Genomic DNA, 14318 nt, shown 5'->3' with positions numbered 1-14318 from the left:
CTTTGTCTCCCGGCGGTCGAAGGTGTGAGTCTAGATCCCGGTGTGTGCGACGTGCACGATCAGGGCCTGCCCCTGGCCGCCGCCCCCGCACAACGCCGCCGCGCCGATGCCGCCGCCGCGGCGTTGCAACTCGAGCGCGAGGTGCAGGACGATCCGCGCCCCGGACACACCGATCGGGTGACCGAGCGCGATCGCGCCGCCGTTGACGTTCACCCGGTCCGAGGGGACGCCGAGGCGTTCGGACGCGACGAGCGTCACCGCGGCGAACGCCTCGTTGATCTCGACGAGATCGAGGTCGCCGGGCGTGATCCCCTCGCGCCTGCAGGCGGCCAGGATGGCGTTCGACGGCTGCTCGTGCAGACCCGAATCGGGCCCGGCGACCACCGCGCCCGATCCGATCTCCGCCAGCCACGGCAGGCCGAGGCGGACGGCCGTCGACTTCCGCGTGACCACGACGGCGCAGGCACCGTCGGAGATCGGGGACGAGTTGCCCGCGGTGAGCGACCCGTCCGCGGCGAAAGCAGGACGCAATCCGGCGAGGTCCGCCGCCGACGTGTCGCCCCGGACGCCCTCGTCGTCGCGCACCTCGCTCGACTCACCCCACCCGACCGTGACCGGGACGGGAACGATCTCGGCCGCGAAGACGCCGTCCTTGCGTGCCCGCGCGGCCGCACGGTGCGATCGTGCGGCCCAGGCGTCCTGAGCCTCCCGCGTGACGCCGTACCCGGGATTTCCCGCCTCGGTCAGCGCCCCCATCGACAACCCGGTGAAGGCATCGCGGAGTCCGTCGAACGCGAGGTGATCGATCAGGACCGCGTCGCCGTACCGGTGCCCACGTCGACTGTCCCGGAGCAGGTGCGGTGCGGTGCTCATCGATTCCTGACCGCCGGCCACCACGATGTCCGCGTCGCCGGCCGCGATCATCCGGTGCGCCAGCGTGATCGCGTCGATTCCCGACAGGCACATCCGGTTGATGTTCAGTGCCGGTGTCGTCAAGGGGATTCCGGCATCTGCGGCCGCGACACGCGCGGGCAGCTGACCGCTGCCCGCCGTGAGTACCTGGCCCATGACGACGTGGTCGACGTCGCGGGCGTCGAGGCCACCGGACCGCAGCGCACCGCCGATCGCGTGGCCGCCCAGTTGCTGGGCGGTGAGACCCGACAGCGATCCCATGAAGCGTCCGAACGGGGTTCGTGCCCCCGCCACGAGGACGGTGGGGTCTGCGTTCGTCATTGTCATCTCCTTCGAGGGCGGTGCCGACCCGCAGCCCAGTCCCGGCTGCAGGTCGGCGGATGGTGAGCGTCAGGGTCGACGCGAGGTCTCGAACGCGTCGGAGAACGCGTACCCGTCGAGCAGTCGTCCCGCCGCGACCAGGTACTGGATCGTCGGCGTGCCCTCCTCGAGCCAGTTGAGGCGGGCATCCCGGTACAGGCGCTCGATCGGATGCGCACGCGTGTAGCCGATGCCGCCGTGGACGAGCAGCGCCCGGTCGGTCACCCGGCCGACGGCCTCGAGACCGAACAGCTTGCACATGCTGGCCTCGGCCGGAATCCGTTCGCCCGCATCCCACTTCCTCGCCGCGTCCGCCAGGATGCCGCGCAGGGCGTAGACGTCGGTGGCCATCTCCGCCAGGTAGCGCTGGACGGCCTGCCGCGTGCCGATCGGTTTCCCGAATGTGACGCGGCTCTTCGCGTGCGCGATCGACAGTTCGAGGGCGCGCTCGGACGTGCCGAGCGAACTCGCCGCGATGAAGACCCGGCTGATCTCCAGCGCGCGTTCGAGGTGCTCGTTGCCCTGCCCCTCGGCGCCGACGAGCGCGGTGGCGGGAACCCGGACAGCGTCGAGGGTGACGCGTCCGTGTTCGGTGCCCTTGCAGCCCATCGTCTCGGGCAGCGCCGCGATCGACAGGCCGTCGGTGTCGCGGGGGACGAGGAACGCGGACACCTCGCGGTCCGTGGTCTTCGCGAACACGATGAAGTGAGACGCGATGTCCGAGTTGGTGATCAACCACTTCTCGCCGGTGATGACGTAGTCGTCGCCGTCCCGTACCGCGGTCGAGCCGAGGTCGGCTCCGGTCCCGAATCCCGGTTCCGTGAGCGCGAACGCGACCGAGTTCCGGCCCGTCGCCGCGCCCGGCAGCACCGCCGCCTTCTGCTGCTCGTTCCCGATTTCGGAGAGCGCGTGGGCGAACGAGTTGTGCACGTGCACGATGACTCGCAGGCCGCCCTGCACCTTGGCGAACTCGGCGATGATCGGCAGGTATTGGGCGATCGAGAGTCCGCCGCCGCCGTACTCGCGGGGCACGAGCAGGCCGAGCGCGCCGATCCGCGTGAGGATCGGCATGACGATGTCGTGCGGTACCTGCTCCTCGTCCTCGATCCGCCGTTCCAGCGGATCGAGTTCGGACCAGATCGCCTCGAAGATGCGGTCCCGGAGCGTCAGGTACTCCGACTCCGGAATTCCGACCGATTGCGTGAGTGTCGCGGTCATGGTGTTGCTTCCCTTCGTTGTGGGTCGTCACAGTCGTGGTGTGTCACAGCGCCCAGCCTCCGTCGACGGTAAGAACGGAGCCGGTGCAGAACGTGGCGTCTTCGCTGAGAAAAATTGCGGCCTTGGCGATTTCGCCGACGGTGCCGAATCGGCCCAGGACGGTGTCCTGTTCGATCCGCCTGCGCGCGGATGTGGGCACCGCGTCGGTCATGTCGGTGGCGACGAAGCCGGGGGCCAGGATGTTGACGCGGATGCCGTCACGGGCGACCTCCTTCGCGAGCGACCGGCCGAAGCCGACCATCGCCGATTTCGCGCTCGCGTAGGCGGTGTCGCCGGGGTGACCGATCACGCCGACGACCGACGACACCAGAACGATGCTCGGTGACGTGCCGTTCGCAAGGTGGGGTAGCGCGGCCCGGGCGAGGGCGACGGTGCCGCGGAGGTTCGTCTCGATCACGCTCCACCAGGCATCCGGGTCCGTCGCGGTGAGCCGCCCGCCCGACCACTGGCCCGCGTTCAGGATCAGAGAATCGAGTCGTCCCCAGTGGGAGACGACGCGCTCCACCGCGGAGGCCGCCGTGGTGTCGTCGAGCAGGTCGAAGTGGACCGGGAGCACCTGTTCCGGGGCGTCCGCGGTGAGCTTCTCGGCCTCGTCACGGCCGGTTCGGTACGTGCACCCCACCCGGCAGCCGCGCTGCGTCAGTCCGATGGTGACCGCGGCCCCGATGCCGCGGGAGCCGCCGGACACCAGTGCGACGCGGAGATCCTCGTTGTCGTTCTCGTTCATGTCCGGAAATGTACTGATCGATCCAAAAATAGTCCAGAGCTGTCGAGAAATGCCACGTGAAGGTGCAAATTGCTCGATCAAACGGCGCGCACCGAAATTGGATCAATCGGTACAAAAATGCTTGCGGCCGACGTGGCGGCTGTGCTAAACCTGTGACTGCGGCCACACGGGGCGACGTCGCGGACACGAGGTCCCCTCGGCGAACTTCGAGGCCCGACCGCTCGATCACAACCGCGGTGGCACCGGGCCGACACGGCAACCACACCGCCCCACATCAGCAGCGATGGGAGATTCGATATGAGAGTCATCGACGACCTGGAGGTCACCCGGGTCGAAACTCGGAAGGTCGCCTTCGCGTCCTTCGTCGGAACCGCGATCGAGTGGTACGACTTCTTCATCTTCGGGACCGCGGCCGCCCTGATCTTCGGGAAGGCGTTCTTCCCGTCGCTCAGTCCGCTGTCGGGAACGCTCGCCGCGTTCGCGACGTTCGGTGTCGCGTTCGTGTCCCGGCCTGCCGGCGCCATCGTCTTCGGGCACTTCGGAGACCGGATCGGCCGCAAGAAGATGCTGGTGTTCTCCCTGGTGCTGATGGGGTCGTCGACGGTCGCCATCGGCCTGATCCCCACGTACGGCGCGATCGGTCTCGCGGCGCCCGTGCTCCTCGTCCTCGCGCGCCTTGCCCAGGGCTTCGCGGTCGGCGGAGAATGGGGCGGCGCGGTCCTGATGGCGGTCGAACATGCACCGCGCGAGAAACGCGCGTTCTACGGCAGCTGGCCGCAAGCCGGCGTTCCCGCCGGACTCGTGCTCGCCACGCTCGCGTTTCTGCTGATCGAGCAGCTTCCGGAGGATCAGGTGCAGGCGTGGGGTTGGCGGATTCCGTTCCTGGCCAGCGCGGGGCTGGTCGCGGTCGGCATGTACGTGCGGCTGAAGGTCGTCGAATCGCCGGAGTTCGAGAACATCAAGCGCGACAAGAAGATTGCCGACTTCCCGATCCTCGCGGTTCTGCGGGGCGAGAAGCGCGCACTGGGCGTCGGGATTCTGACCCAGGCCGCCTCGCTCGTGCCGTTCTACCTCGTCACCGTCTTCGTGCTGTCGTACGGTCCGAAGGAACTCGGCATCTCCCGGCAGACGATTCTGCTCAGCATCCTCGTCGCCTGCGTCCTCGACATCGTGTCCGTGCCCTGCGCGTCGATGGTCGCGGACCGGATCGGGACCCGGAAGATGCTGATCTACGGCTCCCTCTACATGGCCGCGATCGCGTACCCGTTCTTCTGGTTGCTGTCCACCGGCATGGGTGCCGCAGTGCTGCTGGCGATGATTCTGATCATCACCATCGGCCACGCCGTCACCTACTCCGCGGTCGCCGGATATGTCACCGGTCTGTTCCCTCCCGAGGTCCGGTACACGGGCGCGTCCGTCGCCTACCAGTTCGGCGGTGTCGTGTTCAGCGCTCCGGCACCGTTCATCGCGGTGGCGATCGCGGCCGAGACGGACGGTGCGTGGGCACTGGCCGCATACATCGCCGCGGCGTGCGCGATCACCGTGCTCGTTCTGACCCTGACGAAAACTGCAAAGGTGAATCACTGATGTCTCTCGACGGATCCGCGTCGCCCGCACTCGCCGCTGCTTGGCAGGACATCGAATCCCTGCTCGACCGCGACCCGTTCGGCGGCGACTTCAACACGGCACACGAGATCTGCACCCGCTACGCCGGAGACCCGAATCGGGTGGCGCTGACCGTCCGGCACGAAGACGGGTCGGCCGACAGGTGGACGTACTTCGAACTCGACCGGCTCGCCGCCAAGGCGGCACGGGTGTTCGCCCGAGCGGGCCTGAAGCGGGGAGACCGCGTCGGCGGACTGCTGTCCCGACAGGTCGAGAGTTGGATCACCGCGCTGGCGGTGTGGCGATCCGGACTGGTGTACGTGCCGTTGTTCGGTGGTTTCGCCCCGGACGCGATCGGTCTGCGCCTCGACGCGGCGGGAGTCCGCGCGATCGTGGTCGATCAGCGGTACCGGCCGGCGCTCGCGGAGGCGCAGGCGACCCACGGACTCGACCCGGCCGTGTTCGTCGTCGGAGACGGTGCGGTCGCGGGGACCGACAAGTCGTTCTGGACCGAGATCGACCTGGCCGCCGCCGACGGTCCCCTCGAGAAGACCGCGCTGGGCGACACCGCCACTCTGCTGTTCACCAGCGGAACATCCGGAACACCGAAGGCGTGCACCATGACCCACGCCACGTTCGTCTCGGTCATGCCCTACGTGAAGTCCGTTCTCGGGGCGACCCGCGACAGCGTCGTCTTCTCCACCTCGGACCCGGCGTGGGCGTTCGGGCTGTTCAGCACCGGCGCCGCCGTGATGGCGCTGGGCGTGCCGCGGGTCATGTACTCGGGCAAGTTCGTCCCCGAGGCCTGGCATCGCGTGATCCGGGAGGAGAAGGCGACGATCCTCACCACCGCGCCCGCCGCACTGCGGCGACTGACGGCGACATTCGCGCAGGAAGGGGTACCGCCGTGCGCTCCGCACCGTCGCCGCTGCCGGTGAACCGCTGACCGCAGCGGTCGCCGCGGACTGGGCCCGCACCGGTGCACCCGCAGTGCGCAACGGATACGGACTGTCCGAGGTCGGCATGCTGCTCGGCGACACGCAGGGCACCGAAACGCGGTCCGGCCCGGGTTGGATGTCCGCCGGGATCCCTGGGTTCGACACCTTCCTCGCCGACCGGGACGGACAGCCGGTCGGCGAGGGCCTGCCGGGACTGATCGCGGTACGGCAGCCCCGCCACCAGATGTCCAGCGGGTACGAGAACGCCCCCGCGCTGTGGGCCGACCGCTGGCGCGGCGACGTGTTCCTCACCGAGGACCGCGCCGTCACCGACGCCGACGGACGGTGGCAGATCCTGGGCCGGGACGACGACATGATCATCGCGTCGGGGCACAACATCAGCCCGGTGGAGGTCGAGAACGCGCTGTTGCAGCACCCGGCGGTCGCGGACGCCGCGGCAGTCGCGTACGAAGATCCGGTCCGCGGCGGCGTGGTCCGGGCCGTCGTCGTCCGCGCGGACCCCCCGGGTGACGACAGCGACCTCGTGACGCAACTGAAGCAACTCGTCGCGCAGCGCGTCGGGCTCTACGCGGCGCCCAAGGTCGTCGACTTCCGGCCCGACCTCCCGCGCACTGAAGTCGGCAAGCTCCGCCGCGCGGCGGTCCGCGCACTCCCGACCACCTGAGAGGCGCTTCGCGCCCGTGCGCCTTTCTGGTAGTTGCAGCTACCAAAAAGGCGCACGGGCCGTAGGCCTAGGCTCTCCCTCATGGAAACCGAGTTCGTCCGCTGGACCGAGGACGGCACCGAGCATTCGGCGGTGTGGCGGTCCACCAGCGGGGCGGCGCCCCCGAAGAAGATCAGGGTCGCCGACGACTCGATGACCGCCGACGAGGCCTACCGACTGGCGTGCGAGGGGACGGCACTGCTGTGGCGCGGTGATTTCCACAACGCCCGCCAGCTCGGCACGGCCGTCGCCGCCCGCACAGACCGCAAGGCCCGCAAGACGTCCACGGACCCGGCCACCGCGTTTCATCTGCACCGGCAGACGCAGTCGCGGCGGGCGGGCATCCTCGGGATGCTGCTGGTGCCGTTCGACGCCGACCAGACCGTTCCGTTGCGCCGCGCCCCCGACGTGCGGCAGGCGGTGCTCGCGGCGTACGGGCCGACGGACCAGCCGACGGTCACCACGCTGCGGGATCTGCTCGGCGCGATCGGCGCCCACGAGTGGCAGAAGAAGGGCGTCGAGATCCCCGCCCTCGGCGCGCGCATCCATCCCGGCTACGGCGTGTTCTCACCGATTCGCGGCGAATACGTCGACCTCGTCGCCGAGACCCCGCTCCCGACGCTTGCGAAAGCGTTCGACATCGGCACCGGCACCGGTGTGCTGGCGGCCGTCCTCGCGCACCGCGGCGTCGAGAAGGTGATCGCGACCGAACTCGACGCGAACGCGCTGGCCTGCGCGCGGGCGAATCTGGACCGGCTCGGCTACGCCGATCGGGTGCAGGTGGTGGAAACGGATCTGTTCCCCGACGGCCGGGCGCCGCTGGTCGTGTGCAACCCGCCGTGGATCCCGGCCCGGCCCACCTCGCCCATCGAGTTCGCGATCTACGACCCGGACAGCCGGATGCTCCGCGGATTCCTCGCCGGCCTGGCCGAGCACCTCGAACCCGGGGGAGAGGGCTGGCTCATCCTGTCCGACATCGCCGAGCACCTCGGACTGCGGACCCGCGAGGAATTGCTGGCCCTGATCGATGACGCCGGCCTCACCGTCCTCGGGCGGCGGGACGTGACGCCCCGGCACGGCAAGGTCGCAGACCGCTCGGATGCGTTACACGCCGCCCGCAAGCGGGAAGTGACGTCGCTGTGGCGGCTCGGCGCGCAGGACTGACGGGCACATGGCGACTCACTTCGCCGAACCCAGCCCGACCATCGACCCCGACGTCATATATGAGAACGACGATGGGCGCCTTGCGGATACAGCGGACCTCGGTTGATGTGTCCAGTTCCCGAAGTGGCTCGTCAACGAACCCATTTCCACGGCTTGTCCCAGAGTCCGGGCGGCGGCACGAACGGTAGTTGGCCCAACTGTCCCGGCGGTGGGAAGAACGGTAGCTGGTTCAACTGTCCCGGCGGTGGGAAGAATGGCTGCTTCGCCGGTTGTCCGGGCGGTGGCCCCAAGTCGGGTACCGAGATGCCAGGCACCGGCGGTGGCCACGGATCAGCATTGGCCGGACCGGCGCCGAGTCCCAGTGTGGTGAAACCCAGCACACCGGCGACCAGGGCACGCGCCGCACTCGTTTTCAAATTCATCGTGACTCCTTCGGCGTCTGCTCGACCACTGGCTGTGGTGGGCAGACCACCGATATGCACGCTTTCAGTGTGCGCCTGTGCGCAGTTTCGTGGGTTACGGATCGGATTGTTGCGAAGTGGCGGCACCACCGCGCTTCAGGAGCCTCAGCCGAGCGCGAAACCATCGACGGCTGCCGCTGCCCACCGAAGGTATCGCCGTCGAGCGTAGGAAGAGGGTAGTCGTGGCCTGACGGCCTTGTGCGCCTTTGTGGTTGCTGCCGCTACCAGAAAGGCGCACAGGCGTCAGCGCTTTTCTGGGTCGCTCTGTCCGGTCGACTTCATCTTCTTCTCGGCGCGCTTCTCCTTCAGCGACTTGCCGGACTTCTTCGACATGGAATTGCGGGGCGATTTGTCAGCCATGGACCATCCCTGAATGCGGAACCTGGACGGCTCCGATGGAGCCGACAGTACGCCACATCCCGGGAAACCCGGACCGATCGTCGAAAGGGCGGCTACTGGGACGGATCGTCGAACAGCGTCTGCTCCTCGGGGTTGTTGAACAGTCCCATCTGCTCGGGCCGCGGCTTGGTGTCGGGAGCGTTCTCCGGCGGCGGCAGTACGACGGTCCGGAGGGCGTTGCGCAGGGTGCGGACGACGCGCTCCCAGTGCTCCACCGACGCGTCGTCCGTGTCCCGTAACCGGGACAGCCACGCGGTGCCGGTGTCGAGGAGGGCGAGGATCCGGTCGCGGTCGTGACCGCACACGTCGGCGACGACGGCGGGGTCTGTGTCGCCACCGCACCCGGGATCGAGATGGAACAGCGTCTGGAGTTCCTTCGGCAGATCGGTCGTCGACGTCCCGTTCTCGGTGTGGGGTGCCGACGCCGGTTCGGTTTCCTCGTCGGGGCCGGATTCCCGGTTGAAGAACAGTTCGCCGCCGAACCGCGCCGCGAAGTCGCTGTCGACGGTGCGCAGGAAATCGGCGAACGACTTACAGCTGTCCGTGAGGTGCTGGGGGACGAACGGGTTGCCCGACACCTCCAGGAACGCCGACAACCGGTCGTCGACCAGTACGAACTTGATCCGCGACCAGGTGCGGTTGAGGTCGGCGGTGACCTCGGCCGCCCGGGTGCGGTCGCTGATGTCGTGCACCAGCGGTGCGAACAGTTGCACGTCGACGGTGTCGGCGAGCGGCCCGACGAAGAGGATGGTGTTGCCCATCCGGATCGGGACGTCGCCGTCGGGGTCGCGTTCGGGCAGCAGCCCGAGCATCGGCACCAGCGAGAGCGTGATCAGCTCGTGCAGGTGCTCGACGTCGCGTGGGACCACGGCGGCCGCGGGGTCGAGTTGCGCGACCAGCGGCGGCCGCACCGCAATCGGGTCGAACGTCGCCTCGGGATCGGTGCTCGACGTCTCGGTACTCAGGAACGCGGGATGCGTGATTCCCCAGACGTCGCGGAACGCGGCCACCGCCATCGCGGCCAGCTGATCCGACCACGACAGTTTCTTGTCCACGTAGAACGCGGGGGAGCCGTCGTCGGGTTCGTCTTCCGGGCCGCGGGTCGGACGGTTCCAGCCCAGCTCGCTGAGGTAAGTTTGCTCGGCCTCGGTCAGCGCGCGGTCGGGGTGCAGGTAGTGATTCGACGGCACTTCGCAGCGCACCGTGTCGCCGTCCCACACGACGAACTGGATGCACGGCATCAGCCCCTGGGATTCGTCGAGTTCTTCGAATCCCGATTCGAGCACCAGAAGGTCCTCGTCCTGCATCGCCGCCAGATAGTCCGCGAGGCGCCGCTGGAACTCCGCCCAGTCGCGGTTCACGCTCGAATCCAGATCGAAGTCCTGCATGTCTGCTCCGTCCGGGTCGGCCACGAGTCACCTACTTCCGCTGTATACGGTAGCGGCGATCGCCGACACCGCAGCGCAGGAGGGGGTGCGGGGCTCAGACGGGGTGACCGGCCGCGATCCGTCCGGTCAGCCGGGTGACGGTGTCGAGAAGGTCCCACGACGTGCCCGGTTCCACCGCCACCGCGGTGTCGCCCCACACGAGATATCTGCCGTCGCCCTCGATGTCACGCCACGCCAGACCGCCGCCGGCGGGGCGCGGCGAGTGCCGCGCGCCGCGGACGACGGTGACGACGCCCTGACCCGTCGACGGCCGGTCGAGGATCCGGGCGACCGCCGCCTGCCGGTGCCCGGCAGCAGCCCGGTCGACCACGACGCCGCGCCGCGTGCCCGCGTCGGTGTCGGGAAGCTGCGCGATCAGCTGCCTGCCGACGTCGTACGGTTCACAGCTGCGGATCACCACCTCGCCGCCCGGATGCTGCACCGCCGCGACCCCGTGCCCGCGCGCGAGCGCCCCGATCAGGCGCATCGAGGTAGAGCCCTGCGAACCGGAGATCTCGATCCGGAGGTCGGGTTCGGCGAGCACCAGCAGCGCCGACGCGAGCGGGTCGTGTTCCGGCCCGGAGAAGTCGGAGCGTATCCGGCCCTGCTCCGCTTCGTACTCGCCGGCGGTGGCCAGCGTGCTCGTGACCTTGAACGGATAGGGAATGCGGTCCTGGCCGGTCCGCGCCCATGCCGCCGAGAACTGCGGACCGCTCAACACCCAGTGCCCCACGACTATTCGCCGATCACCGCGGGCGTGACGAGGGGCAGTTTGCCGACGAGTTCGCTTCCCGCGTCGATGCTTTCGAGGTAGGTCCGCGGCTCCTCCTCGTCTTCTCGCGCCGCGGGCAGGGCCGGACCGCCGGGCCGGTCGGAGGTCGGTGCCCGGTGCGCGGCCACGATGCCGTGCGCGTACTGCGCCACCCCGCCGCCGACGGCCCCGGCCAGCGCCGCACCGGCGATCGACCCGGGAGCGGCTTGCGCGTTCTGGGGCGGGACCTCGTCACTCTGGCGAGGATCGGGGTCCGCACCTAGTTCGGATTCGGACTCGGCCACCTGCTGATCACTGGGTATGCCGTGCACGCCGTTCGGCCCGATGTCGAAGCCCACAGGCTGCCCGTGGGCCGTCGCGGCGGCGTGGGTCGCGGCGAGACCGTCGGTGGGGAGTTGTTCGTCCGCAACCCGATACGCCGACGCGTACAGGGTGTCCATGGCGGCCTTCGCGTCCTGTTCCGCGGCGTCGGCGTCGGCTTCCGCGGTCCAGTTGCCGGGTAGCACCCGGGTCCAGTCGATCGGGTGGTCCCGGGGCGAGCCGACCGCGCCGCGCACCGCTTCGGCGCCGGCGCTCGCGTGCCGCAATGCGTCTCCCACGTCGGTGAATCGGCCGCCAACCTGTCCGGCCCGGGCGGCGTAGTCGTCGAGTGCCGATACCACCGCGGTCGCCGACTGTCCGCGCCATCCGGTGTCGACCGCGGCCCGGGTCGCGTCGTGGAACGCGGCCACCGACTCCTCGAATTTTCGTCCGAGGTCGTCCCACGACGCGGCGACCGCTTCGGACTCGGCGGGCCTCAGCGCGTCGACAGCGTTGCTGATGGCGCGGTGATCCCACGCGCCCGAGTGAAAGTTTTCCCCGCCGTTCATCCCCGACCTCCGATGCTGGACACTCTCGGTCCCGGAGTGGACCCCCCAATCCGGCGGGAAGCCACCTTACCGACTCCCGCCTCCGACTTGTCACCGCTCCTCGACTCCGAAAGGCTCGGGGCCATGCACGCGTTCTCACCCGCAGCGTCCACGACGCGCGCCGGCCGGTCACCCGCCCTCGCCATCGGCGCCACCGCGTTCGCGTTCCTCGTCACGATGATGGGAACGACACTGCCCACCCCGCTCTATTCGATCTATGCGCAGGAACTCGCGTTCAGTCCCCTCACCGTCACGATCCTGTTCGCCGTGTACGCGGTCGGGGTCGTCGCCGCGCTCGCCGTGTTCGGGCGGCTTTCCGACGACGTCGGCCGGCGCCCGGTGCTCTTCTTCGCCGTCGCCCTCGCCGCGGTCAGTGCCGTGCTGTTCCTGCTGCCGTCGACGCTTCCGGTGTTCGTGGTGGCCCGGGTGATCTCCGGCCTGTCCGCAGGCCTCATGACCGGCACGGGCACCGCCGCGGTGATCGACCTGTTCCCACCCGACCGGAAGGCAGTCGGCGGCATGCTCGCGGTCGCGGTGAACACCGGTGGTCTCGGACTGGGCACGCTCAGCGCGGGGGTGATCGCCGACGTCACGTCGAGTCCGCTGACCATTCCCTACGCGGTGAACCTCGCGCTCGCCGCGGTCGCCGCCGCCGGGCTGTGGATCTTCGCGCCGGCGCCGGCCACCCGGCCGACGTGGCGCATCCGGCCCCGCCGTATGCAGGTTCCGGCGTCGATCCGCGGCGCCTTCGTCACCGCGGTGCTTGCCGCCGGAACGGCGTTCGCGGTGACCGGCGTGCTCACCGCCGTGTCGGCGCTGTTCCTGACGAGATACCTGGGGACGACGAGCCACTCGATGGCCGGGCTCGTCGTGTTCCTGACCTTCCTGTTCATGGCCGCCGGCCAGCTCCTCGCACGCCGGATGTCGACGGCCACCGCGATGCTCGCCGGGTGCCTCGGATTGGTCCCCGCCGCCGGGTTGCTGGCGCTCGCGCTGGCGACCACCGTCCTCGCGCCGCTGCTCGCGTCCGCGGTGGTGCTCGGCGTCGCCGGAGGCCTGTGCCTCAATGCGTCGCTCGCCACCACCGTCGAACGGGTCGAACCGCAACTCCGCGGTGGCGTGTCCTCGGCATTCTTCGCCAGGATCTACGTGATGCTGGCCGTTCCCGCGGTCGGTGTCGGTGTGCTCGCGCGATTCACCGACCTGCGGGCCGCCGGGATCGTCTTCAGCGCGCTGGTCGCCGCGCTGGGTGCCGGCGTGGCCGTCGCGCAACTGATCGCGCGCCGACGGGCCTGAGCGTCAGCCTCGCGGTCTGGTGGTGACCGGCGGGATCGTGATCACCGGACGCGTCGTCGTAGTGGTGGTGGTGGTCGGCGCCAGTGTCGGCGCCACGGCAGCCTGAGACGGAACGGTCACCTCAGTCGTCGTGACGACCGGGGGCCGGGTCACCGGCGTAGTGACCGGGGCGAGGCTGATCGTCGGCGGCGGAGGCGGCGCGATCGTCGTCCGGACCGGCGGCGGGGGAGGCGGTGCGGGGGTCGTCGAGGGGGCGGGCGGCGGCGCGGTGGTCACCGGCGCCGGTTCGGTGGTGAGCGTGACGGCCCGTGGGGTGGTCAGTTCCGCCATCTGCCAGGTGGGAGTCGGCGGGACGAACACCTGGAACGTCGCCGGTTCGGCGCTGTGCGGTCCCGCGGCCTGCAGACCCTCCGACGAGAGCGGTGGTGGTACGACTGCCGGTCCGTGACTGCCGAACGCGCCGCCCGCGGCGCCGATCATCAGCCCGGAGACCGCTGAAACGGTGGCGATCGCAAGCGCCCCGATCGCTACAGTCCTGTCGTCCATGCGTTACCCGTCGTCGGCGTGCAAATGCGTCCACCATAGAGGGCGTTGCCCCCGGCCGGTGCACGTGTCCGCAATCGAGTTGCCCGGGAGGGGTTCGCTCGAAGGTTGCCGGGCGGCCGCCGGGGTTCGGCGCACGCTGACGAGAACCCTTGCCCGGACGGGGTCGCGAGCCGACGATCGAGCGGTGTCCATACCGCTCCTACCGGGGGTAACGATGTCTCTGCTCGACAGGTTGTTCCGCCGCCCGCTGTCCGAACGAGCCGGGGCGGCCGTCGCCGTGACGGCGATGCTGTTCGCTTCGTGACCGCACTCGAGATCGTCACCGACGTCCTCGTCCTCGGCGGCGGACCCGCCGCCACCTGGGCGGCACTGTCCGCGGCCCGGGAGGGTGCCCGGGTGGTGTTCGCCGACGAGGGGTGCATCACCAGGTGACTGACCATCGCGGCCACGGCCCAGACATTCTCTAAACTAAACAGGAGTCCACGCCTACCGGCTGGCTCCAAGTTCCCGAACTAGGACACCGCTCGACCAGACACCGAGCCCGCAGACGACCACTCAAAAAGCCGGGGATCACCCAGTGTCCCGGTCGGACGTTCGGCACGCCTACGGTCTCGCCGCCAAGGCTAAATGTCGGACTGTGTGGCTAGTGTCTGGCTCATGGTGGGGAGGGTGGTGAAGCGGGCGTTCAAGTACCGTTTCTATCCGACTGCGGTGCAGGCGGAACAGCTTGCGCGGACGTTCGGGTGCACCCGGTATGTTTACAACCGGGCGTTGGCCGAGCGGACGCGGGCGTGGTCGCAG

At 69.4% G+C, this 14318-nt stretch carries 12 protein-coding genes and 2 pseudogenes; 6 read left to right on the top strand and 8 right to left on the bottom strand.

Annotation, left to right across the window (positions count from 1 at the left end; genetic code table 11):
- Positions 1-30 precede the first annotated feature (30 nt).
- The 3 genes from CA951_RS16535 to CA951_RS16525 form a co-directional block, all read right to left on the bottom strand.
- Positions 31-1233, bottom strand: a complete 1203-nt coding sequence (locus tag CA951_RS16535; protein WP_087557873.1) for an acetyl-CoA C-acyltransferase — start codon at positions 1231-1233, stop codon at positions 31-33.
- 69 nt (positions 1234-1302) lie between these two features.
- Positions 1303-2490, bottom strand: a complete 1188-nt coding sequence (locus CA951_RS16530) for an acyl-CoA dehydrogenase family protein (RefSeq protein WP_087557872.1) — start codon at positions 2488-2490, stop codon at positions 1303-1305.
- 43 nt (positions 2491-2533) lie between these two features.
- The gene (locus tag CA951_RS16525; RefSeq protein WP_087557871.1) at positions 2534-3277 is read right to left on the bottom strand and encodes an SDR family NAD(P)-dependent oxidoreductase; all 744 of its coding nucleotides are present in this window, start codon (positions 3275-3277) and stop codon (positions 2534-2536) included.
- Between the two features lie 297 nt (positions 3278-3574).
- Between CA951_RS16525 and CA951_RS16520 the strand changes: the two genes are divergently transcribed.
- The 3 genes and pseudogenes from CA951_RS16520 to CA951_RS16510 all read left to right on the top strand — a co-directional run bounded on the left by CA951_RS16520 (position 3575) and on the right by CA951_RS16510 (position 7708).
- Positions 3575-4864, top strand: coding sequence for an MFS transporter (locus tag CA951_RS16520; protein WP_087557870.1), 1290 nt, complete (start codon positions 3575-3577; stop codon positions 4862-4864).
- Positions 4864-6505, top strand: a pseudogene (locus CA951_RS16515) (AMP-binding protein). The gene CA951_RS16520 and the pseudogene CA951_RS16515 overlap by 1 nt, the downstream one beginning before the upstream one ends.
- A gap of 81 nt (positions 6506-6586) precedes the next feature.
- Positions 6587-7708, top strand: coding sequence for a class I SAM-dependent methyltransferase (locus tag CA951_RS16510; protein ID WP_087557869.1), 1122 nt, complete (start codon positions 6587-6589; stop codon positions 7706-7708).
- 131 nt (positions 7709-7839) lie between these two features.
- Here the strand turns inward: CA951_RS16510 and CA951_RS16505 are convergent, their stop codons facing one another.
- From CA951_RS16505 to CA951_RS16490, 4 genes are all read right to left on the bottom strand, one after another.
- Complete coding sequence (locus CA951_RS16505; RefSeq protein ID WP_087557868.1) at positions 7840-8130, bottom strand: hypothetical protein; 291 nt, start codon at positions 8128-8130, stop codon at positions 7840-7842.
- Between the two features lie 491 nt (positions 8131-8621).
- Positions 8622-9980, bottom strand: coding sequence for a hypothetical protein (locus tag CA951_RS16500; protein WP_087557867.1), 1359 nt, complete (start codon positions 9978-9980; stop codon positions 8622-8624).
- Positions 9981-10050: 70 nt separating this feature from the next.
- Entirely contained in the window at positions 10051-10716 is a 666-nt protein-coding gene (locus CA951_RS16495) for an ESX secretion-associated protein EspG (RefSeq protein WP_087558082.1), read from the bottom strand.
- A 14-nt stretch (positions 10717-10730) separates the two neighbouring features.
- A complete protein-coding gene (locus CA951_RS16490; protein WP_087557866.1) occupies positions 10731-11636 on the bottom strand; it encodes a hypothetical protein in 906 nt (301 codons plus the stop codon).
- Between the two features lie 123 nt (positions 11637-11759).
- On the opposite strand from CA951_RS16490, the gene CA951_RS16485 reads away from it, so the two are divergent.
- Positions 11760-12971 (top strand): MFS transporter, encoded by a 1212-nt coding sequence (locus tag CA951_RS16485; protein WP_087557865.1) that lies wholly within the window; start codon positions 11760-11762, stop codon positions 12969-12971.
- A 3-nt stretch (positions 12972-12974) separates the two neighbouring features.
- Here CA951_RS16485 and CA951_RS16480 read toward each other — a convergent pair whose 3' ends face one another.
- A complete protein-coding gene (locus tag CA951_RS16480) occupies positions 12975-13517 on the bottom strand; it encodes a hypothetical protein (RefSeq protein ID WP_087557864.1) in 543 nt (180 codons plus the stop codon).
- A 300-nt stretch (positions 13518-13817) separates the two neighbouring features.
- Here CA951_RS16480 and CA951_RS42820 point away from each other — a divergent pair.
- Positions 13818-13934 (top strand): annotated as a pseudogene (locus CA951_RS42820) (FAD-dependent oxidoreductase); the annotation flags it as partial.
- A 240-nt stretch (positions 13935-14174) separates the two neighbouring features.
- Positions 14175-14318, top strand: a 144-nt coding sequence (locus CA951_RS16475; protein WP_179220218.1) for a helix-turn-helix domain-containing protein, incomplete at its 3' end; no start/stop codon positions are given.

This window comes from Rhodococcus sp. NCIMB 12038, assembly GCF_002165735.1.
GTDB lineage: Bacteria > Actinomycetota > Actinomycetes > Mycobacteriales > Mycobacteriaceae > Rhodococcus_F.
Note: the sequence above shows the minus strand (reverse complement) of the source record. Positions and strands in the feature narration are given on the sequence as shown.

Coding starts and splice junctions, on each gene's coding strand:
- CA951_RS16505 (WP_087557868.1), bottom strand. CDS start 8,130: ATGAATTTGAAAACGAGTGCGGCGCGTGCCCTGGTCGCCGGTGTGCTG.
- CA951_RS16480 (WP_087557864.1), bottom strand. CDS start 13,517: ATGGACGACAGGACTGTAGCGATCGGGGCGCTTGCGATCGCCACCGTT.
- CA951_RS16510 (WP_087557869.1), top strand. CDS start 6,587: ATGGAAACCGAGTTCGTCCGCTGGACCGAGGACGGCACCGAGCATTCG.
- CA951_RS16485 (WP_087557865.1), top strand. CDS start 11,760: ATGCACGCGTTCTCACCCGCAGCGTCCACGACGCGCGCCGGCCGGTCA.
- CA951_RS16530 (WP_087557872.1), bottom strand. CDS start 2,490: ATGACCGCGACACTCACGCAATCGGTCGGAATTCCGGAGTCGGAGTAC.
- CA951_RS16520 (WP_087557870.1), top strand. CDS start 3,575: ATGAGAGTCATCGACGACCTGGAGGTCACCCGGGTCGAAACTCGGAAG.
- CA951_RS16535 (WP_087557873.1), bottom strand. CDS start 1,233: ATGACGAACGCAGACCCCACCGTCCTCGTGGCGGGGGCACGAACCCCG.
- CA951_RS16525 (WP_087557871.1), bottom strand. CDS start 3,277: ATGAACGAGAACGACAACGAGGATCTCCGCGTCGCACTGGTGTCCGGC.
- CA951_RS16490 (WP_087557866.1), bottom strand. CDS start 11,636: ATGAACGGCGGGGAAAACTTTCACTCGGGCGCGTGGGATCACCGCGCC.